Below are 21,874 nucleotides of genomic sequence, written 5' to 3' on the forward strand. Positions count from 1 at the left end.
GCTACGATCTCTCCGATCATATGTTTCCTATTGGATTAAATTACTTGTCCAGATATCGCGATGCATCTTCCAGGCATTGCCGTCATACTTCCAGGTCATGATGCCCTTACCATGGTCTACCACAGCTTCATCGGCATCGAACATAGTGTAGCGGCTGACCTCAGTAGCAGAGTCACCGTGCTGTTCCAGTTCCATGAGGTCGATCTTGATACGCCTTATCCCCATGTTGATGGCCTCCTGCCAGTAGGCCTCAATCGCCTGATGCCCCTCGATTAAATCACAACCAGCCGGCATCAACATGGCATTGTCGGAATAGAATCCTGCCACCTCTGCCATGTTCCCCTGTCTGAACAGGCGTTCGAAGTTTTCAAGAATCGCATCGAAGTTCTGATGCAGGTCTGTAATTTGATTGTTCATGATCTGCTGCTGAATGAGATCGATTGCTTGCGCTCTGGATTCGGTTTTCATATGACTTCCTTATGTTCTGAGAAAGATCAGAGATGTTCTGCTCTATAGGCGTAACTATGGCTGTAATTTAATCGATGTTTAATGCTCAAACATCCATGATTATTGATCATTCATCCAAAAGTTAAACATCCAACCACTAGGGCACAAGTCTATGGATGACATTATTCAGAGGGTGTGGACTTTCTCTAATGATGTAGTAAGGAGGATGTGAGCCGTTCGATCGATTTCACCGATCCGATCCTCGGTATTAAGGGAGATCATCGGCCGGGTCGGATATCGATTCAGCGACACTTGGAACGCTGTCATTGGCTATCGCCACCTGATCCTGGACTTCGACAATGACAAACTGGTAATTAAGGCGACGATGACCGGCCCGTTTCTGGCAGTGGACTACACTTGGTAGCCTTGGCTAATTAAACATATGAGTAAATTAATAACAGCTATACTAGGGAAATTCGCTCGATTACTGACTAAATCTCATTCCTGGTTTTATCGCTAAGATACTGATATATGATTTGAAATCAGATGGGATGGAATAACAATAAACTGATTATTTGCTTGGTTGTTTAAAATAGAGTTGCCAGCAATACTCTTGTGACAAGCTCAGTTGAGAAGCTGTGTTAACAAATAATTATATCTCGGGGTGGGTATGAAATTCATTACTATTTCTGCTAGATCACTGTTAATTATTTTCGTTTTAATTATCAGTGGTTTTGCTCAGGCTGGGGCAAGTAAACCAAACATATTGGTCATCTGGGGTGATGATATCGGCTATTGGAATATCAGCCACAACAATCGTGGCATGATGGGTTATCAGACGCCGAATATCGATCGTCTCGCCAAAGAGGGTCTTGGCTTTACTGATTATTACGGCCAACAGAGCTGTACAGCAGGTCGTGCGGCTTTCATCAGCGGTTCGGTGCCTATTCGATCTGGCATGACAAAAGTTGGTCTGCCCGGCGCAAAAGAAGGTTGGCAAGAAGTAGATGTGACTATGGCCACTGTTCTAAAAGGGCAGGGTTACGCCACTGGCCAATTTGGCAAGAACCACCAGGGCGACCTTAATGAACACCTTCCGACTAATCACGGCTTCGACGAATTCTTCGGCAATCTATACCACCTGAATGCAGAAGAGGAGCCAGAGAACGAAGATTACCCACGCGATATGGTTTTGAAAAATGGCAAGACATTTCTTGAAACCTTCGGTCCTCGCGGTGTAATCCGCAGCTGGGCAACCGACAATGACGATCCCACAGTAGACCCACGCTTCGGCAAGGTGGGTAAACAAAAAATTGAAGACACAGGACTACTCACCAAGAAACGGATGGAAACTGTTGATGACGAAACGCTTGCTGCTGCCAAAGATTTCATTAAACGGCAGGTCAAAGCTGGCAAGCCATTCTTTACCTGGTGGAATGGCACGCGTATGCACTTTCGTACTTACGTGAAAAATGAGCTCCGTGGTATTTCTGGCCAGGACGAATATAGCGATGGCATGGTTGAGCACGATATACATGTGGGGGAGCTTTTGAATCTGCTTGACGAGCTTGGTATTGCAGATAACACCATCGTAATGTATTCCACCGATAATGGGCCGCACTACAACACCTGGCCAGATGCGGGCACCATGCCGTTCCGTGGCGAGAAAAACTCCAACTGGGAAGGCGCATTTCGCGTTCCCGCATTCGTACGTTGGCCTGGCCATTTTCCAGCAGACACCACACTTAATGGTATTCTCTCCCATGAAGATTGGCTGCCAACTTTTGCTGCAGCTGCAGGCGCGCCGGACATCAAGGAAAAACTCCTTAAGGGCACCGAGATCAACGGTAGGAAATACAGGAACCACATCGACGGTTTCAACATGCTCGACTATCTCAGTGGCAAAGCAAAAGAGTCTCCGCGCAAGTACTTCTGGTACCCGGATGACGAAGGCCATTTCGTGGCCGCACGCTACGGGGACTGGAAGCTGGTCTTCAAGGAAAACCGGGCAAATACTATGGCCCTCTGGCGTGAACCATTCGTCGAACTGCGCACGCCGCTACTGTTCAATCTACGTCGCGATCCGTTCGAAAGAGCTCAGCACAACTCCAACACCTACAATGATTGGTGGATGGACCGTACCGGCTTCATCTTTCCTCCGGTTGCCGGGGAGTTGGCGAAGTTCATCATGACCATGAATGAATATCCTCCAAGTCAGAAGGCGGGCACCTGGAACGTTGGCAAGATTATGGAGCAACTGCAAAAAGGGCATGGTAGTTAGCAAGTGCTTGTAAGAGTAGGTCCTTGTCAAACAAAGTGACCTAAACTCTATTGTTGATTAGCCTCACCTGCAACGGTGAGGCTTTATTTTCTCCGGTTTTACCCGAGTAGCTGAAGGTTGTAGTTTTGTTTTTATTTGATCGATATAATTCACTCAATAAGCAAGCAATGATACCTCTAAACTCAGGTCTTGCATGAAAACGTTCGTTTTATTTCTATCTCTTGTTTTACTCATAGATTCAACATACTCATCCGAGATAAAGTCTCCCCAGTATTCAGGCTCTGAAACCTGTAAAAGTTGTCATCAGCAGCAATATGATGCCTGGTCGGACTCTCATCACAGTTGGGCCTGGCGGGAGCCTAAATCAGAAAATGTCCTGGGTAACTTCAATAATGTTGAATTTCAACATGCTGCTTTCAACTATCGTTTCATCACTGAAAATGGCAATTACTATGTGATTGCCGACAATAAATCAGGAAAGGCAAAAAAATACAAAGTGCATTCAGTAGCCGGTGTTACGCCGCTTCAGCAATATTTGGTAGAAATTGGCCTAGGTCATCTACAGGCCCTGGATGTGGCCTGGGATACCGAGTTAAAACGTTGGTATCACCTTTATCCGGACCAGGATACTTCAGCAGGTAATGGTATGCACTGGGCTCGCTCATACAAGAATTGGAATTCCCGCTGTGCCGAATGCCATGCCACTGACTACAAAAAAAACTATAATCCTCTTAAGGCTAGCTATAAAAGCCAGCAAGCAGAAATCGGCGTTGGTTGTGAAGCTTGTCATGGACCTGGAAGCACCCATATTACATGGGCTAATAGACCTGAAAAGTTTATTGGAAAACAATGGAAGGGTGTTGGTTCCAAGGGCTTAACGCACGCTTATGTTAATAACAATGCAGCGTCAGAAATTAACCTGTGTGCTGGTTGTCACTCCAGGCGCGAACCGATCGGTGCCAATAGTCCAGAGCCAGGTAGTGATTTCTCGGATCATTATCGCTTGACACTATTAAGAGATGGTCTCTATTTTGCCGATGGCCAAATTCATGATGAAGTCTATGTTTACGGCTCTTTTTTGCAGTCAAAAATGTATGAGAAAGGTGTGAAATGCACTGATTGCCATGATGCACACAACTACCAGCTCAAAGCTGAAGGCAATGTATTGTGCACTCAGTGTCACAATCTTAAAGGTAACGTTCAGTTTCCTTCATTAAGGAAGAAAGATTACGACTCTCCAGTTCATCATTTTCATAAGGTTGGTACAGAAGGAGCTGAATGTAAGCAGTGTCATATGCCAGAACGTCACTACATGGTGGTTGATGGACGACGGGATCACAGTTTCAGAGTTCCTCGGCCTGATTTATCGGAAAAAATTGGTGTGCCTAATGTATGTAGCTCGTGTCATAAGGATAAGAGTGCAACATGGGCATTGGCTGAATTAACGAAGCACATTGGCGAGAAGAGAGAACGGGAAATACATTTTTCGCAAATCTTCAACTCTGCTGATAATCACCTGGATGAAAAAACAAGGAAGCAAATGCTCAGTTTGGCAAATAATAGTGAAATACCGTCCATTGTGCGCGCCAGCTCGTTAGAGCGCTTGCTGCCTGTAGCTTCCACTCTGGATTTTTCATTAATCGCATCTCTGCTGTCAGATAATAATCCCTGGATACGGCGAGCTGCGACCAATCTATTTGTGTACTCTCCTGATGCGATAAGGCAAAAACACATCTTACCTTTGTTGAATGATGGCACCCGTAGTGTACGCCTCGAAGCTGTAAAAGGATTTTTAAATGGCTATAGAGAGGGATTTTCTTTTTCAGAGACTCTGACCTTGAATAGAGTTATGAAAGAGTATCAGCAATCGTTGGCTGCCAAGACAGATTATCCAGAAATCCAGATGAAATTGGGTGGTGTGGCTTTAACTCAGAGAAATATACCAGCTGCTATTAGCGCTTTTAAAACCGCAGTTAAAATGGATCCACAGCTGGTTCAGGCATGGATTATGTTGGCCAGAATCAATGCAGCCATTGGAAAACCAGATATTGCTAATCAGACACTTGCTGATGCCATTAAGGCGAACCCTGAAGAGAAACTATTGAAGCAAAATGTCCTCTCCCTGCGGCCAGGCCAGACTTATTCGCTTCTGCCATGATAGCAGCACTAATCAGACCTAGGTGGCGCAGCGGTAGAGGTTAACCTGTATACAACCATTGATCTCCACATCTGTGTCGATATCGAGGTTTTGGTTTGAACTACCAATATTGAGTTTAATCGTACAGTGCTTCCACTAAACCAGATGGCAAGCAAAGGGTAAATTCAGCAATGTACGGATACAAGAGCTACTCTTCTTATCTCGATTCCGCTGGCCACTCATCCCCCACCTTTGAAGCCTCTCATTACAATTTGGAAATAGAAAATGTAGGCTAGCTCTGGTTTCCATGAACTATTGAAACATTTCCGAGCTTGAAAAATACCTTACATTGCGTGATGCTTTGTATCCCGTTGTGATTTCTTCGCACAGGGAGTAGCGAAATGATCAGATTGGATGATGGATATAGACAATTCGGATCGGTAGGCTTACCAACCCGCGCTGAGGACAGCTTCCTTCGAAGTCGCTGGAAGCAAAATCTGCTGATGCAGGATTTTGTCATCTCATTCAAGCAGGCCAATCGACCCTTCCGCTTCAACTCACCCTTGGGTAAGGATAAGCTACTGCTCTATCAATTCAGGGCACAGGAGAGACTGGGGCGGCTATTTGAATACCAGGCCGAGCTGGTGAGCGAGGACGATGCAATCCCCTTGGACGCACTCCTGGGTCAACCGGTAGACGTGGAACTCGATTTAGCCGATGGCGGCCGGCGTTATTTCAACGCCTTTGTTAGTCAGTTTACCCAAAACGGGACTATCGGCGACCTGTTCCACTACCAGGCCATGCTGCGTCCCTGGCCCTGGTTTCTCAGCCTCACCAAAGATTGTCGTATCTATCAAAACCTGACTGTTCCGGAGATACTCCAGAAGATCTTCAGTGAAAACGACTTCAATGATTACCAACTAAACTTGACTCACGACTATCGAACTCGTGAATATACCGTTCAATTCAATGAAACGGACTTTGACTTCATCAGCCGTCTCATGGAAGAGGAAACCATCTACTACTACTTCAACCACAGTGCTAGCAAGCACACCATGGTGCTGTGCGACAACTACGCATCGCACTCCCCGCTGGATGGTAGTGCCGTACTACCGTTTCATCCCATTCCCGGTGCCAACGGTCTACGGGGCAAGGAGGTGGTTCACAGCTGGAAGAGAAGTAAAACGGTTAAAACAGGATGCTATGCCCATACCGATTATGACTTCTCCAAGCCCCGGGCCGAACTTCTCGCCTCCACCCCTATGGCGCGCAGCCACAATCATGCAAACTATGAAACGTTCAATTATCCTGGAGGTTACGAACAGATTGCCGAAGGTGAGAATTTCGCCCGTAGCCGTATCGAGGAGTCGCAGACGAAATATGAACAGATAGCAGGAGAGTGTGACTTACGACATCTCACAACGGGGAATCTCTTTACCCTCAAAGATCATCCCCGTGCCGATCAGAATAGAGAGTACCTGATCACCGAGGCGAGTTACGCTCTGCAAGGCGACCAATACCATGCTGGTTCACAGATGCACGAGAGCGAGGGCTACCATTGCGAATTCAGCTGTATCCCCAGCAATGAGGTTTTCCGTAACAGACGACTTACTCCCAAACCGAGAGTGGAGGGTCCACAATCAGCTGTCGTGGTAGGCCCCGCCGGGGAAGAGATCTACACCGATAAATATGGCCGGGTAAAGGTACAGTTTCATTGGGACCGATACGGTAAATCCGACGAAAACAGCTCATGCTGGGTGCGGGTTACACAGACCTGGGCCGGCAAAAACTGGGGTGGCATACAGATCCCCCGCATCGGCCAGGAGGTGCTCGTCGAATTTCTCGATGGTGACCTGGACCGACCGATCATCACCGGCCGGGTCTACAATTCAGAACAGATGCCGCCCTGGGAACTGCCGGCGAATCAAACTCAGTCGGGCATCCTCAGCCGCTCGAGCAAGGAGGGTACCGCCGCTAATGCCAACGCCATCCGCTTCGAGGATAAAAAGGGTGAGGAGCAACTCTGGTTACATGCGGAGAAGGATCAATTAACCGAAGTAGAACACGATGAGCATAAGTGGGTTGGTAATGATCGGCGTAAGACCATCGACCGTAACGAAACCAGTCAAATCAAACACGATCGCACGGAAACCGTGGGCAAGAACGAAAGCATCTCCATCGGGTTGAATCGTAGTGAAAAAGTCGGAGTCAGTGAGGATGTCAGCATCGGCAGCAACCGCTCCGTGAATATTGGAGGCAATAAAAACGAGACCATTGCCATGGCGAAAGCCGAAACCATTGCTATGGCAAAAGCGCTCTCGATAGGTCTGGGATATCAGGTCACCGTGGGTGCAGCCATGAACACCACAGTCGCCTTGGTTCAGGCTTCGGAGATCGGTATCGATAAAATCACCATGGTAGGTAAGAAATATACCCTGACCGCCGGTGAAGAGATCGAGCTAAAGACGGGTAAGTCGGTGCTCACCATGAAAAGCGATGGCACCATTACCCTGAAGGGTGTCGACATCTCTGTCATAGCCGATGATGAAATCAACGTTAAGGCACAGAAGAATATCGTCATCAAGGGCAAGAACGTACTGGAAAATTGAGTAAACGTCATGAGCAGATCCAAAATGCCGGAAACCGGTGATAACCACTTACCCCAGTCGACGCAGAACGTGTTACGAAAACTGTTGAAACAAGAACTGAAACGGCCAATTCGTGAGAAACAGGGTACGGACTCCAGCACTGTAATAGGTCTCTTAGAGGGATTTGATCGCGAAGGCTGGCCTATCGTTACCTTCATCTACGAAGGGAAAGCGTACCGGCAAGTTGCCCGCAGCACCGTTGAACTGACACTGGATAACACAGGCCAAAATTGCCTAATCCAACTTTGTCATGGTTCCGACATCCCTGTCGTCTCTGGGTTCATCCAACCGCCACTGTCAGAAGTCCGTAAAGAGGAGTCAAAAACTATTTGCTCTGACGAAAGAATAATACTGCAATGCGGCGACGCCTTTCTAGAACTGGATGCCGAAGGGACAATACGCATCCATGGAAACTATGTGGAAAGTGTTGCATATGGCACTAACCGTTTGAAAGGCAGCTCTGTCAAGATAAATTGATCTACACCTTATGAATCTTTACAACGCCACCCCATTTACCGCCGATTACACTTTAGGGTTGCAGAAAAGCGGCCGTCACTGTCTTGTAATAGTAGCGAAGGCCACTTACGACCTGCCGCAAAACAATGATGATCAGCCTCTTCTTTCAAAAAACCAACTCGAACTCAATGACAGTGATGCATACAGCGGCGAACCGGGTGAGAGCGCACCACTATTTGACAATGACTTCCCCCCATACAAACCGAAATGTGATGTCATCCTCAACGCCTCCGCCTACAGCAATCAAGCGGTAACTGAAAGAATAGTCGGTTTTCGTGTTGGGGATCTGGAAAAGTCGTTAAAAGTAATTGGTCCACGCTACTATCAAAAAGGGATTATCGGAATCAGACCAGGAAACCCCGTCCCATTTACAAAACAACCGATTAGTTACAACACTGCATACGGCGGGTGCGAAATGGACAGAAGCACCGATCCGGAAGCAGAGCCCACTTACACCAGCTTTATGTGCAATCCCATAGGTATAGGTTTCTATCCCAACAGCACCTCTGATGAACTGGTGGATAAACCACTACCCCTGAGTGAAGCGATAGACGACCCCATAACCGGCTATATAAGTACAAAGCCGATCCCCCAGTCGTTCGGTCCCGTGGCCCGCAACTGGTTTCCACGCTACACGCTGGGCGGTACCTACAACCAACACTGGAGTGATAACATCTCCCCCTTTTTGCCTGATGACTTTGATGAGCATTATTATCAAAGCGCGCCGGAGGATCAGCAGTGTAAACATCTCCGAGGCGGCGAAATAGTGATCCTTATGGGCCTGGCACCCCAAGGTAATCTCAGGTTTTGTTTGCCGGAAGTGGCACTGCCGATGCAGGTCATAATGAAAAACGGTGACCGGCACAATCTCGACCCGAAGATTGACACCCTTACAATCGAACCGGATGAGAATCGTCTTTGTATGGTCTGGCGGGCACATCTTGGTATCAGACGAAGCAAACATGAAGTAGAGACATTGATTGTGGGTACACCCACCCCCGGATGGGAGCATGCCCGCATGGTGGACAAGCCCTATGTAGCAATGAAGCACCTTGCGGTCTTTGCCCGTTCCATTTCAAGGTCACGTAGGGAGGAGGATTTCATGGAAGAAGTCGATGAACAGAACAACATCTGAGGTTAATACCTGTTTATGAACCGGAAGATGAGTGTAGCAGGATTAGGCATGGTCTCATGCCTCGCCAACGGATCACCGCTCAACGCGGCCGCCATGCGTTGCGGATACGATGGATACCAATGCTTGCAGTTCAAACAACCCTATAGCGATCACCCGCAGGTCGGTGCAGCGATCGACAGTAATCTGACCGGCCTACCCCGACTATCCCACATGCTTGAGGAAGCGATCAAGGAAGCTACTGCGCTCTTGCCCATGAATTATGAAAACCTGCCAGTGCTGTTATGTCTTCCAGAAAAAACACTGCCCACTCATTTCAACAACGATCTGGTGATGCAAAGACTCATAAATGAGGTTTTCTCGACGCTTGATCTCGACAAACCGCACCCGGAAAGCTCTGTTTTCTGGCGGCAGCGTTGTGGGTTTATCAGTGCCCTGTTGCAGGCTCAGCTTCTGATCCACCAGCAACATCAGGAGTATGTCCTTATTGTTGGGCTTGACAGCTTACTAAGTCCAACCCTACTGGCCTATTACGGCGGAGATCTCAATTGTGATGGTTGCCGCCTTCTTTGCGACAACAACACCAACGGTTTCATTCCTGGTGAGGCAGCAACTGCCGTACTGCTGAGCCATTCAGATAAAAATAACTCCGAGGTTTTAATCGCTGGTGTGGGGGAGGGAGAGGAGATAGCTGTCATCAACGATGAAGAGCAGGTACTTAAGGGTGAAGGATTGACCTTTGCAATCAATAATGCTTCAAAAGATTCGGGTATATCCATCTACGAAACCGCCTTTCGCGTCGCTAGCCTATCCGGGGAGGACTACTTTTTCAATGAGGCGGCGTTAGCCCAAAAAAAAGCATTGAAACAAAGAGTACCTGAACATCGATTGTGGCATCCGGCTGACAGCATTGGAGAGGTAGGGGCCGCAGTGGGTGGTGCAATGGTTGTCATGGTGTACTATGCGTTCGTTAAGGGATATGCGCCAGGCTACAAAGCCCTTTGCCATATCAGCAACGACAACCAGCAACGGGGAGCCTTTATCATGCAATACCATGAAAGAGGAGACCAACCTTGAAAAACAATGTCTTTGCAAACGGTTTAGAGATTGCATGTAAGGCAGCAGATGGTCTATCTAGAGCTGCTTTCCCTGACCCCTGCTTCACACCACCACCACCTAGTGGAGGGTGGATCTTGGCTCCCTATGCGAATACAGCATATGCCAAGGATCTTGCAAACGGTTCCACAACAGTTTTCATCAGCGGTTTGCAAGTTGCAAAAAAAGACATATCTTTTATAAAAACCAGCACCGGAAACGAACCCGCAGCAGGCCCAATGGGCATCAACACAGGCGTCAAAAAAGGAAAAGCCTATTTCACAAGTTGGTCGATGGACGTCAAGGTGGAAGGTAATAATGTCTGCCGCCACACGGATACGATAACCCATAATCACGCCTCATGGTCTGGCAATACAAGCAATTGGGTATATTTAGACAACGCTGTTAGAAGGGAATGCAAGAAAGCATGCGAACTAATTGAAAAAGCATGTGGAAAGAATAGCACTTCCAAATGCTTTTCAACAACAAAAAAAAGTAGGAGAAAAGAAAGTAAAGACACTATAAAACGACGAGGAATGAAGAATGCATTAGTCCGTGCCTTTAAAAAGTGGGCAAAAAAAAACGGATTTAGCGTGATAGTGGATGAAAACTGGAAATATGGCCATTGCTTTCCCTATCTTATTGCCAACCCTGGTGGTCTAGATAAGCAAATAGAAGCATTTGACAAGCAAATAGAACAACTGGAAAACACAATCACAAACCTTCCAAAACAACTAAAGAACATATCTGAAATAGTTGACTGGAAAATATTATCGAAAGAAGCTATTTCTGCCATCATACCGGATAGTATATTGGACCTGTTACCAATTTCTCGATTGAGGAGATTGAAGCGCATCGCAAACACTAGTCTATATGCCAAAATTGCAGAAGAGGTTGTTGCCGAGATTAAATTAATATTAACCATTACAGAGGATTTTTTGGCGAAACTAAGAGTGCAGCGGCTTTTACTGAAAGGCGCTAAAAAATTTACACCGGAAAATCTGGCGTCAATGGCGGAGAAAGCAGCCAGAAAAAGCAAGTGCATAAAAGCCAGAAAATGCCTTTTAGAACCATATAACAAATCGCTTATGCCGGTTACACTATTTAGTAGTAGCGGGTGTTGTCCCGGACAAACGGCCCACCATCTCATACCTGACTCTTTTTTTAAGTCAGAACATGGAAATATTGCAGATTGTGACAAGGGGAATCCTCTGAATCAGTATACTCATGGTGGGGCACCAACAGTATGTTCGGAGGGGGGTAACGCAACCGGCTCGCATGGAAAAATGCACGACTTAATGAATGAGTTAGCAACAAAAGAAATAGATAACGGTGAACTAACTTATGAAAAAGCAAAAAAAGCTGCATTGGAGGCTCATTCCAGGGTGTTTGGCAGTGAATGTGGTGACAATAATTTATGCCTAGCTGTTCAATTAGATAATTATTACAAAAAAAAATGTAAGAAAAATAATTTTCGAGTTTCACCTAAAAAATCTAGACCAGGTGGCGGATGGCTAAAGGGTGCTATCCCATATCCGGATAATAGTAGCAAAGAGAAGTAAGATGCCTCAAATTGGAACTGTTGATCTGCGCGATTATGAAATCACAGGTTGCTATATACGGAATACGGATATTTTATCCTTTATCGGACAAAAAACAGATGGGACGGAACCATATGAAACGCGGATATTTTACTACTATCAGAACGATCCTATTGATGAACGTTGGGGGTACAGACATCTAGGGCCTGCACATAGAGTTTTGGCGTGTGGTTGTCGTATACCTAAAGACAGGTGGGTTTTTATCAATTCCGAAGGGGGCGTGTTCATTTCAGGTGGAGGAGACAGTTCATTTGAGGCACCGCTTCCTATCAGCGAGCAAACAACTGTGACCAAAGTGTGTTGTTTGAGTGATGGAAAGGCCTATGCAGTAAGTTCCATGCGTAATGTTTTTCGCCGAGACGGAAAAAGTCATTGGATGGATTTATCAGTTCCACTTCAAGAGAGCGAGAAATCAATCATCAACAGTATAGGTTTTCATGCCATAGACTCTTTTTCGGATAGGGACATTTATGCCTGTGGAAGCAAATGTGATATGTGGCGATATGATGGGCAGCAGTGGTACAGAATTTCACTTCCAATCAACTCATTGGTATCAGATATGATATGTGGTGATGACGGCTTCATTTATGTCGCCTGCTGGGACGGAAAAATAATAAAAGGACGTGAGGAGCAATGGGAAATTATCCAAGACGACGATGTAGATCAACTGGATGCAATCGCATGGTTTGATGGTAAGGTCTATATAACCTCATGGAGCAGGCTCTATACAATCAATGGTACCAAGTTGGAACCAGTTCCCTATGAAAATGGTTACAAGCAGTTATTTTGTGGGCTTCTTGCGGCCAAACACGGTTATTTACTATCCGCCGGTCCTAAAGAGGCACACATTTTCGATGGAAAATCATGGGAGCAGATCTTTAATTTTAATTGAATATTTTATGTGATGTATTTTTATCAAACAGTCAAAACACCACTTCGTCACGATGCACCCTTTGCCTGGTTCCTGCGCGATGCGGCGGAATACAATCCAAACTACCGAAAAAAACAGCTTGATGAACTGGATGAGCGCTTAAATGCATTCCTCGAATGTCTCCTCGCCAATGAAAATTTCGGCGACTCCGTACTTTCGAAAATCCGCATGCATGACTGGGGTGCTGTATTCACTGTCTCCTACATCGCAATAGTCACCAACAATGATAACGCCTTTCAACAGGCGCTTGAAGCAGTAGAAAATGAGAAACGGAGTCGCGAACTGAGGGATGCACTGTGCAGGATTGATTTCAATACAGTCAAGCCCTATCTTCTTAAAATTTCTCATCACGAGAATCCATGGGTTCAGGTAGCCGTGATAATAGCCGTTGGCCATCACCTTAACAAAGTAGACAGGGACTGGCTGTTAACCCACCTGAACAGCGAATCAAATGTGGTGCGCATTACCGCACTGAAACTGATCGGTGACAGGGGACTGGTCGACTATACAGATAGTGTTAGAGAACACATTGATCATGAAGAAGCGTCGCTGCGATTCCAGGCCACCTACAGCGGAATCCTTCTAAATATTGATGTAGCCTATAAACCACTACTCCACTTCTGCTTTTCTGACAATCCTTATTTGCGTAAAGCGCTTGGTCTGATACATTATCTACACGATATCTCCGCTATAAAGCGCGCAATTCCACGTATTCACAACGGTAACTTTTCTCTTCGTATTAAGGCCTACAACATCGCCATGGCCGGATTACCTGATTGGGTCAATATATTGCTTGAATGGATGAACTATCCGGAATACGCCCAACTTGCAGGGGAAGCCTTCTGTTTCATCACCGGGGTCGACCTGGATGCTGATGATCTAATACTGAGAGACCAGGAGATCAGTGAAAACCATGAGATTCCACTAGCGCAAAAACGCAAACAAGATCCCTGGACCCAGGCCTACGAAGAAGACCTGCCCTGGCCAGACCCCGATGCAGTAGCGACTTGGTGGGAAGCCAACCGGCAACGGTTCGAGTGGGGTACCCGCTACCTGGCAGGCAGGACTTTGACGGAAGAGAATCTCCTATTGATCAAGGAAGAGGGCACCCAGCCCCAACGCCATCAGGCCGATCTAATCCTGCGGCTGCTTCACACTGGATCAAAATAGCGAAGATGACCATAAGTAAACGGTGAGTGTCCCGATTTGATTTCTTCGACCTCCTATCAGGACCTGATGCTGGAAGTTATTCGCCACTTTACCAATAGCAGAATTGCCCATTTGACTGCGCGATACCTGTTGCTGGACAGCAGCCGACCCTCGCAGATGGCATTCCGTGTCAGCAGTGCACGTAAATATGAGGACCCGGTAGTGGGTAAGGCGTACGAACTGATGCAGAAGAACCTGGATAATCCGCTACAGGTCCCTGAACTGGCAGCTCGCCTGAATGTCAGTGACCGGACACTGATCCGCCACTTTAAAAGCGTGACAGGGCAGGGACCCAATGCTTGCCTACAGAGCCTAAGGATCGACAAGGCAAAGTTAAGCCTGCTTCTTTCTTTGCTTCCTGCCGAATAGTGCTCATATCCAGCTCACCAGCATCACCACTTTCTTCACCCTCTATCAGGGCTTGGCGCAAGTTTTCCAGTTTAGAATTAGCTTGCTGCTCTTCAAGAAGTCTTAACGAGTCCCGCACCAGCTCGCTAGCTGTGAGGAAGAGGCAGCATTTAGTGCTATATATTTATGGTAGTGAATTAGTGGTCATAGGATTTATAACAATACTTGGAGAATAGGGTGGGGTGCGATTGACCTGATTGAAAAAAATGGACTCGGCTGTTGACTATTGCCACTAATCCAAACCGATGTGAAAGTCTTTAAGGTCAAAAATGCGGAGTTTTTTTCGTCAGTATTGATTTCCTGCCGTTTTTTATCGTCCTCCTCCGAGGCAGAAAGTATTGTGCTATAATCTGCGCAGCTATCAAGCCTAGTGGGTAATTTCCACAGCAACCCAACCTTAGTCGGGACTACTCGTTGACATACGGCCAATTCCGGTCGCACTATCCTGTCGCCTCCTCTGAGCCTCACCTGAGGTGTTACAATGTTCACCGTCCCGTTGTACGCGCGATCAAGCGCGCCTATATCCTATTCTGTCCCTACCGCCCGTAACGACACGGTAAAGTCCAGTCTACCTCGAATCAGTGACGTCATGCAGCTGGGCTCAACTGCCATCGTCTACTGCGAAGCCAATTTTGGTGCTATCGACGGCAAAACGGCCAACGGGCTCGTTCGGCGATCGGAACGGTATAAGATACTTTCGGTCATCGATAGTGAAAAAACCGGCCTCGACGCCGGCATGGTGCTTGACGACAAGCCCAACGCCATTCCCATCTGCCGTGACCTGGCCAGCGCACTGACACAGGCAGGTACAGTGCCAGATTACTTCATCTTCGGAATGGCTCCCTCCAGCGGCATGCTATCGATTCACGAGCGCAGCCTGATTCTCGAGGCGATGAGTCATGGTATGAACATCGTCAATGGCTTGCATGAATTTCTCAACGATGACCCGGTATTCAAAGCGGCTTGTGAAGCGAATCAGGTAGAGATCCTGGATATACGAAAACCCCGGGACAAAAAGGAATTGCGCATGTTCAGCGGTGCTATCGCCAAGGTCACCTGTCCGCGTATCGCTGTGCTTGGTACCGACTGTGCTATTGGCAAGCGAACAACTGCTGTTATTCTGACCCAGGCTCTCAATGACTGTGGAGTGAAGGCCGTGATGATTGGGACAGGCCAGACCGGTTTGATCCAGGGGGCTCGTTTCGGCATTGCACTTGATGCAATTCCCTCACAATTCTGTGCCGGAGAGTTGGAAGCGACCATCGTTGAAGCGTTCGAATTTGACGAACCAGATGTCATTATCATCGAAGGGCAGGGGGCGCTAAGCCATCCGGCTTTCTCATCTACATCCTTCATACTTCGTGGCAGCTGCCCTAGCGGGATTATTTTACAGCACGCACCAGGTCGAAAAAAACGCTGTGATTTTGAAGACATGGAAATGCCGACACCGGCCACTGAAATCAATCTCCTTCAGGTCTTCGCCAATACCAAGGTCATCGGGTTGACGATCAATCACGAGAACATGAGTGACAGCGAGGTCAACGAGGCGATCTCACAGTATGAGGTTGAACTTGGTATCCCTGCCACAGATGCACTGACCCGGTCACCTGATCGACTGGTGGAGATGGTTGTTTCGGCATTCCCTGAACTCAAGGAGAAGCTCCCTTCCGCCGCATGAAACCCGCACCACGGTTGGAGATCGACCTTGCCAAGATCTACCACAACGCTCACATACTGGTTCAACGACTGGCAGGTCTTGGTATCTCTGTCACCGGTGTCACCAAGGCGACACTAGGCTCACCTGAGATTGCGGCAGTGCTGTTAAAAGCGGGTATCAGTTCCCTTGGCGACTCCCGCATCGAAAATATAGAAGCGATGCGTCAGACACTACCATCCGTATCAATGACGCTGATTCGCTCTCCTATGCTTAGCCAGGTGAGTCGGGTCGTCAAACACGCCGACATAAGTCTCAACACTGAAATGGAGGTCATCAGGAGACTCTCGTTCGAAGCACGAAAGGCAGCCCGTACCCACGGAGTTTTACTCATGGTCGAATTGGGTGATCTCCGGGAAGGCATCCTGCCCGCTGACCTGATCGATTGCGTAGCCGAGACACTAAGCCTGCCAAACATCGCTTTCAAAGGTATCGGCACTAATCTCGCGTGTCGTAGTGGCGTCTCGCCCGACGCCAGCAACATGTCGTTGTTATCAGACCTTGCAGAGACGATCGAGTTGAAATTCGGCCAAACGGTAGAGATCGTATCGGGCGGGAACTCTGCCAATATTGAGTGGGTGTTCAGTCACTCAGATACCGGGCGAATCAACAATCTCCGTCTGGGTGAATCGATCCTGCTCGGTTGCGAACCTCTCAATCGCACACCCATTAACGGGCTTCACACAGACGCTATCACGCTGATCGCCGAAGTCATCGAGTCGAAGATCAAGCCCTCACAGCCATCGGGTGAAATTGCACAAACCGCATTTGGTGAGAAGCCTATCGCCGCAGACCGTGGCCATATCATGCAAAGTATCCTGGCCGTCGGCATACAGGATATCGATCCGGATGGTCTGCAATCGTCAGACGGGACCCGCATCCTTGGGGCCAGCAGTGACCATCTCATCTTAGAGTCCGTACGAGGCGATCTGTCCGTCGGCACAGAAGTAACTTTTCAGCTCAATTACAGTGCCTTGGTGCGCGCCATGACTTCCCCCTTCGTCAGCAAGAAGCTGAAACCCTGACGCGTTTGCCAGAACTAAAAATACTTTCAACAATTCAAGTTATTACCCAAAGCCGCCATATAGGGGAGGGTTCTGGCGAGGATGATGGATACTTTCTGTACAGGGCGTTTGGCATCGGCGCATAGCCATTTCCGCTCAGTACGTCAGATTTGTGCAGTTGCGCCACCTTTGTGAGGTGACTTCGCAGTGCCGGTATCAGGGCCGCTGGGAGCAACGTAGCGCGATCTTTGTTGCCCTTAGCGGCTCGAACCGTGATCGATCGAAGGTCGAAATCGATGTCTTTGACCCGGAGGGACATACACTCATGGATTCTCATTCCTGTTCCATAGATGAGTTCTACCACCAGGCGCGTAGAACCGCTCATCAGCGCGAAGGCGGCCGACACCTCTTGCGTCGACATCACCAGAGGAATGGATTTGTAGCGTTTGATCCGTCTGAGATTGTCTAACTCAGGTAATTCCTGTTTCAAAACAGTGCGATACAGGAAAACTATCGCATTGAGGGCGCCTGATTGGATACTGGCAGAGACATTTCGTCGGGAAGCCAGGTGATTGAGGTAATCCTCGATTTCTTGCTTGCCCATCTCATTGGGATGGCGCTTCCCATTGAACAGGATGAACTGGCGTATCCAGTAGACATAAGTCTTTTCAGTTCTGTGACTGAAATGTTTCTGCCGACAGGCGACTCGTACCTGATCAAGTAGGCGTGGCTTACGGGATTGAGTTGGCTGACCTCATGATTTTCCTCCGAAATCCATAGTTTGCCACTGTCACGACTTGCTGAAAATGTATAACGAGACGCCATGATTCTAAGTCATTGAAATTCAGTCAATTAAAGTGTTATATAGAGGTCTTGCTATAAATGAATAACGAGACACGGGGTCTCGTTAATAAAGCTGTTATAAGTCATGATTTGCACCGCACAGCTTTAACTTTTTGTACAAGGAGAATCATGAGCTGCGATCGATGCATAAGACTTATATCTGGAACTCCTATAAAACTACCGTCTGATCTTAAGCGAGTTATAAAGAAGGTAGATGAGGCGGTAAATAATGGAGTTTTAAAGTATGCGGGTGCTGGCCAATCAGGTGAACCATTTGAGCAATTAGCAAAAGGAGGGCACTGGGGAGATATCGTAAACAACTATTTTTCATGTGCATCATGTGGCCAGTTGTTCAACCTTCATGCAGAAACTTATCATGGTGCTGGTGGGGCATTTGAGAAAATCGCTAGTATCAAGGAAACACTACAAAGATACTAGGGCGTCCATCGGTAACTAATTAATGAATACTTGTCAATATATCATTTAACATAATATACATTATGCACATAAACTACTGTCTTATGATTTGTGCAAATAGCGTCTTGATGTAGTATGCTTCCAGTGCAGTTAGCGTTTAGCCTTCCTCTGTGGTGAGCATCTAGCCTTCCTCTGCAGAAAGTGTTTAAACCCTTCCTGTGCATTAGAAAGTGGTTAGCTTCCTTTAATCCTGTTAAACCGCTTTCTCCAAAGTCGGAGACATGTTTGGCTCGATCTAGACCACCGAGCCAACACCCAAAGCCGCTATCCAATGTAACTTCCTGTTATGTGGGGTAGCGGCTTTCTTAATCGGTCATGCAAAAATTATTGGTATTTCCCCGCCTAATTGTCAAGAAATATTTTCTGCGCAATGACCAGATGCGTATTTGGGTCTGGCAGTGAAGCCAGACCCAAATCCTTCTCAGGGTTCATAATTATCATCCCCTTAACTTTCGAGCGCTTACGATCGCCCTTAATGTCGTAGGTCCAGATATTCTGTCCTTCCTTCGTTTTCTTGTTGATCTTCAACCGCTGGAATTTACTTTGGACCTTCTTGTAGTCGGCGCCGACTGATTGTGCGAATACTCGGAATATCCTGGGACTGACGATCAGGAGGCCTTCCGGTACTGAATGGACCATGGCCTTTGCGTTGTTGATCTCCAGCTTTCCGGCTTTTATGCCATTTGTCAGCCAGGTAGAGAATGTCTCTGCAATATTCTCATCCGGCACCGCTTCTGGCTCAGGTTCCTTTTCAAGCGCTGCGGGCGCTGGATGAGAATCCACCCTGGGATCAGGAGGCACATCATCATCGACCTCCTGATAGGATGCTGTCTCAACCGTTGCAGAGACTGCAGCAGTAACCGCTTGCTGGTTGTCGACTGATGCTGGTGACGCCTGCTCCATATTTTGAGAGATGGGCTGGGTATTATCGACATGCTGAATGGCTGATGACGGCCCTTCACTATTGCCATCTTCCAGTGTTATGCGAACATCAATGTCTGTTGTTGGTCCTGACCCAGCTCCCCATAGCTTCGAGGCGCGTATCCCAATGCATGTTAGAGATTGTTCCCAATCACCGATGTTGATGGTGATTTTTCTTGAGGCCTTGCCATCACTGGAGGCATTCAGGTAATCGTATTGAATCAGTTCGTCCATGATACGAGGATTCGGCGGGATGCCAGTCTGTCCTTGTCCAATCAAACTGGATCTGAGTTCGTCCAAACTGCGCTTGCTGACCAGCCAGATGGTATCGGATGACTGCGTGTGGAATGCAACGCCTCCGGGTTCATTGCGCTTCCATTCCTCTTCAATCAATCGTCGTAGTTCTACGGCAATACGCTGATGCAGCGGTACCGCCGGCTGCTGGGCTATTGATACAGCATGCCCGCCCGTTAGGTTATTTGCGACAGAATATTGATCGGCTTTCTTGATGATCTCGCTGATCGCATTGGCGTCATCGATGCTGGATCCCGACAAGGCATCGGTCCACTGCTCCAATACTTGAAGGTCAGTGTTGAGCCAGACCTGTCCTTCAATCGGGATAATCCATTGGACCAGTAGTAATGGTAACTTTTCATGGATCCGGTACTTGCGGTCACGTCGGAAAGTAATGCTATACAGTGTTCCCGCGGGTATAGGGCCTCCCAAGGGTTGCCAATCTTCCAAGCGGCCATCAGAGTGGTGAATGCGTATAAGCTGGTCGGCAAGCGGCTTTCCGATATCGTGGAGCAAGGCCGCTGTAAACACAGCGTAGGTATAGATATCGGCCTTCATCGATTGTTGTTCGGGGATGCCGCCCTGAGGCAAAAGATAACTTTGGCGGATCCGCAGAGCCGCTTCTGCGGTCTCCAGGGAGTGCTGGAGCAAGCCACCAGCATGTGCGTGGTGATGGGCTTCTGAGGCAGGTAATAATTGTAGGAGATCCGCCAGACGTTGAACCAGGTCCAGGTACAGCTTGTTGTAGTGACGATCGGGAACACTTGTGAGCTGCCTTATCCTTCTCATCTGTGGTTGATAGCGTTTTAGAAGAGCGTCCGCAGTTTGTGCCTGAAGCAGCCCCCTATTCTGCTTTTCCGGTCTCAAAACACCTTTTATTTTGCGCCAAACATTCATGATTGCCGTTCTCTTGGGTTGTTGCCTCAGCGACGACAAGGCCATTTGCTGGAGGCCTGCGACAGTGCTGGAGCTCCCTTTGCCTTTTCATCGCCGCGATCGCTCACTTTTGTGATCGCGGCGGCCCTTTCGGGTAAGTCCTGTTCCATTAACAACCCCTACCCTTCAAATCCTTTGATCGATCCTTTCCCTTTCGTAGTATGCGCTCTGGGGCAAATCTTTGCAGACGATAAATGTTTTTGTCATTGTGACATATCGTCATTACAGTTGACAAAATGATGACGCTTATGCTTTATTTTAACAATATTTAGGTCCTCCGCTCCGTACTGACCTGAACGTCCCAAGGGACGGGAGTTTGCATCCTGCACCGTCTGCCTGCCTGGCAGATTCTTATTTCATTCTCGTTTTTATTAGTGATTTGGTTCCGCTATGGGACCGAATTAATTTTGTTTGAAATATTGATGGATGCAATTGAGGTCTGAATATGGAACAGAATGCAAAGCAAGAGATTTTAGAGGAAGCTGGAGATTTAGATTCAGAATCTCTTGATATTGTGCAAGAGATCGCGGATGCCACAACAGCTGATGCAAACGATAATGCAAATCATGGTTCTTCTTCTGTTAATGATGGCGCTGAAAAACAGAGCAAAAGAGTTTCGCCTGGCAGGCTTAAGACAAAAGGATCTGTCGTTATCCACACCAGGTCTGCCCATGATCTATTTTATGGCCGGAGAGGCGATAAGGAATCTGGAATCAATCAGATCGTCGGCTTAACCCTATTTGCAACCAATGCCAATAATCTCACCATGCTTTGTCAGCGTGACGATCCCTATGCTGAAGCCGTACTGATAAAGATTGAAAATTTATTTGATGACTTTGAAAAAGACTTAAAAAATAAAGTTAAGCATCTACAAGAATTACTGGATGGTATGGAAGGCATGGTGATCGACTTTCATGAATCAGAAGACCCCATCACAATACCGCTAGAGTTTGGCACACCCTATGGCTACATCGCCGTACGCTGTCTGAGTCAATACGACAAGCTTGTTACCTTGGCCTACTCCGCAAAGCAGATAGGTTTGTTGGTTCAGTCTGACTGGCATCGTTACGTGGTCAAAACACGGACGAAATTAAGACACATTTTTCACGTCTCAACCCGTTATAGGTTCGGCGGCGCGACCCGGGATGACATCGCCGCAAATAACGCAGCGGCTAGGTCTGTAATAGAGAAATACGGTGACCTTGCAGAAGAAATACTGATGAAAGATCAACGCGCTCGATTTGTCTCTCACGAGAGTGCATAACGGCAATGAGGCATCA

At 47.5% G+C, this 21,874-nt stretch carries 19 protein-coding genes and 1 pseudogene; 15 read left to right on the plus strand and 5 right to left on the minus strand.

Annotation, left to right across the window (positions count from 1 at the left end):
- Positions 1-27: 27 nt before the first annotated feature.
- Positions 28-468 carry a YybH family protein gene (locus tag AC4IE7_RS12980; RefSeq protein ID WP_490777275.1) on the minus strand — a complete coding sequence of 147 codons (441 nt, stop codon included), beginning with the start codon at positions 466-468 and terminating at the stop codon, positions 28-30.
- A gap of 207 nt (positions 469-675) precedes the next feature.
- Here AC4IE7_RS12980 and AC4IE7_RS12985 point away from each other — a divergent pair, with 207 nt between their 5' ends.
- The 11 genes from AC4IE7_RS12985 (at position 676) to AC4IE7_RS13035 (ending at position 14,366) form a co-directional block, all read left to right on the plus strand.
- On the plus strand, positions 676-810 hold the full coding sequence (locus AC4IE7_RS12985) for a hypothetical protein (protein ID WP_490777276.1): 135 nt from the start codon (positions 676-678) through the stop codon (positions 808-810).
- A 307-nt stretch (positions 811-1,117) separates the two neighbouring features.
- Positions 1,118-2,728 carry an arylsulfatase gene (locus tag AC4IE7_RS12990; protein ID WP_490777277.1) on the plus strand — a complete coding sequence of 537 codons (1,611 nt, stop codon included), beginning with the start codon at positions 1,118-1,120 and terminating at the stop codon, positions 2,726-2,728.
- Between the two features lie 193 nt (positions 2,729-2,921).
- On the plus strand, positions 2,922-4,886 hold the full coding sequence (locus AC4IE7_RS12995; RefSeq protein WP_490777278.1) for a cytochrome c3 family protein: 1,965 nt from the start codon (positions 2,922-2,924) through the stop codon (positions 4,884-4,886).
- A gap of 380 nt (positions 4,887-5,266) precedes the next feature.
- Positions 5,267-7,474 carry a type VI secretion system Vgr family protein gene (locus tag AC4IE7_RS13000; protein WP_490777279.1) on the plus strand — a complete coding sequence of 736 codons (2,208 nt, stop codon included), beginning with the start codon at positions 5,267-5,269 and terminating at the stop codon, positions 7,472-7,474.
- A 9-nt stretch (positions 7,475-7,483) separates the two neighbouring features.
- The gene (locus AC4IE7_RS13005; RefSeq protein WP_490777280.1) at positions 7,484-7,990 is read left to right on the plus strand and encodes a hypothetical protein; all 507 of its coding nucleotides are present in this window, start codon (positions 7,484-7,486) and stop codon (positions 7,988-7,990) included.
- Between the two features lie 10 nt (positions 7,991-8,000).
- Positions 8,001-9,164, plus strand: a complete 1,164-nt coding sequence (locus tag AC4IE7_RS13010) for a DUF2169 family type VI secretion system accessory protein (protein WP_490777281.1) — start codon at positions 8,001-8,003, stop codon at positions 9,162-9,164.
- A gap of 27 nt (positions 9,165-9,191) precedes the next feature.
- On the plus strand, positions 9,192-10,238 hold the full coding sequence (locus AC4IE7_RS13015; RefSeq protein ID WP_490777282.1) for a hypothetical protein: 1,047 nt from the start codon (positions 9,192-9,194) through the stop codon (positions 10,236-10,238).
- A complete protein-coding gene (locus tag AC4IE7_RS13020) occupies positions 10,235-11,818 on the plus strand; it encodes a PAAR-like domain-containing protein (protein WP_490777283.1) in 1,584 nt (527 codons plus the stop codon). The genes AC4IE7_RS13015 and AC4IE7_RS13020 overlap by 4 nt, the downstream gene beginning before the upstream one ends.
- A 1-nt stretch (position 11,819) precedes the next feature.
- Complete coding sequence (locus tag AC4IE7_RS13025; protein WP_490777284.1) at positions 11,820-12,749, plus strand: beta propeller repeat protein; 930 nt, start codon at positions 11,820-11,822, stop codon at positions 12,747-12,749.
- A gap of 9 nt (positions 12,750-12,758) precedes the next feature.
- Positions 12,759-13,958 (plus strand): hypothetical protein, encoded by a 1,200-nt coding sequence (locus AC4IE7_RS13030; protein ID WP_490777285.1) that lies wholly within the window; start codon positions 12,759-12,761, stop codon positions 13,956-13,958.
- A gap of 66 nt (positions 13,959-14,024) precedes the next feature.
- Positions 14,025-14,366, plus strand: a complete 342-nt coding sequence (locus AC4IE7_RS13035) for a helix-turn-helix domain-containing protein (RefSeq protein ID WP_490777286.1) — start codon at positions 14,025-14,027, stop codon at positions 14,364-14,366.
- On the opposite strand, the gene AC4IE7_RS13040 is transcribed toward AC4IE7_RS13035, so the two are convergent.
- Positions 14,266-14,484 carry a type II toxin-antitoxin system ParD family antitoxin gene (locus AC4IE7_RS13040; RefSeq protein WP_490777287.1) on the minus strand — a complete coding sequence of 73 codons (219 nt, stop codon included), beginning with the start codon at positions 14,482-14,484 and terminating at the stop codon, positions 14,266-14,268. The genes AC4IE7_RS13035 and AC4IE7_RS13040 overlap by 101 nt on opposite strands.
- Positions 14,485-14,994: 510 nt before the next feature.
- Here AC4IE7_RS13040 and AC4IE7_RS13045 point away from each other — a divergent pair.
- Complete coding sequence (locus AC4IE7_RS13045; RefSeq protein WP_490777288.1) at positions 14,995-16,083, plus strand: N-acetyltransferase DgcN family protein; 1,089 nt, start codon at positions 14,995-14,997, stop codon at positions 16,081-16,083.
- On the plus strand, positions 16,080-17,144 hold the full coding sequence (locus tag AC4IE7_RS13050; RefSeq protein WP_490777289.1) for an alanine/ornithine racemase family PLP-dependent enzyme: 1,065 nt from the start codon (positions 16,080-16,082) through the stop codon (positions 17,142-17,144). The genes AC4IE7_RS13045 and AC4IE7_RS13050 overlap by 4 nt, the downstream gene beginning before the upstream one ends.
- Positions 17,145-17,178: 34 nt before the next feature.
- On the opposite strand, the gene AC4IE7_RS13055 is transcribed toward AC4IE7_RS13050, so the two are convergent.
- Both AC4IE7_RS13055 and AC4IE7_RS13060 read right to left on the minus strand, forming a co-directional pair.
- Complete coding sequence (locus AC4IE7_RS13055; RefSeq protein ID WP_490777412.1) at positions 17,179-17,544, minus strand: tyrosine-type recombinase/integrase; 366 nt, start codon at positions 17,542-17,544, stop codon at positions 17,179-17,181.
- A 60-nt stretch (positions 17,545-17,604) separates the two neighbouring features.
- A pseudogene (locus AC4IE7_RS13060) lies at positions 17,605-17,835 on the minus strand (phage integrase N-terminal SAM-like domain-containing protein); the annotation flags it as partial.
- A gap of 260 nt (positions 17,836-18,095) precedes the next feature.
- Between AC4IE7_RS13060 and AC4IE7_RS13065 the strand changes: the two are divergent.
- Positions 18,096-18,404 carry a hypothetical protein gene (locus AC4IE7_RS13065; RefSeq protein ID WP_490777290.1) on the plus strand — a complete coding sequence of 103 codons (309 nt, stop codon included), beginning with the start codon at positions 18,096-18,098 and terminating at the stop codon, positions 18,402-18,404.
- Positions 18,405-18,785: 381 nt separating this feature from the next.
- Here the strand turns inward: AC4IE7_RS13065 and mobH are convergent, their stop codons facing one another.
- On the minus strand, positions 18,786-20,555 hold the full coding sequence (gene mobH / locus AC4IE7_RS13070; protein WP_490777291.1) for a MobH family relaxase: 1,770 nt from the start codon (positions 20,553-20,555) through the stop codon (positions 18,786-18,788).
- A gap of 484 nt (positions 20,556-21,039) precedes the next feature.
- Between mobH and AC4IE7_RS13075 the strand changes: the two genes are divergently transcribed.
- Complete coding sequence (locus AC4IE7_RS13075) at positions 21,040-21,858, plus strand: PFL_4669 family integrating conjugative element protein (RefSeq protein WP_490777292.1); 819 nt, start codon at positions 21,040-21,042, stop codon at positions 21,856-21,858.
- The last annotated feature ends 16 nt before the right edge of the window (positions 21,859-21,874 follow it).

It is taken from the genome of Candidatus Thiodiazotropha sp. AKAK3 (assembly GCF_058244645.1).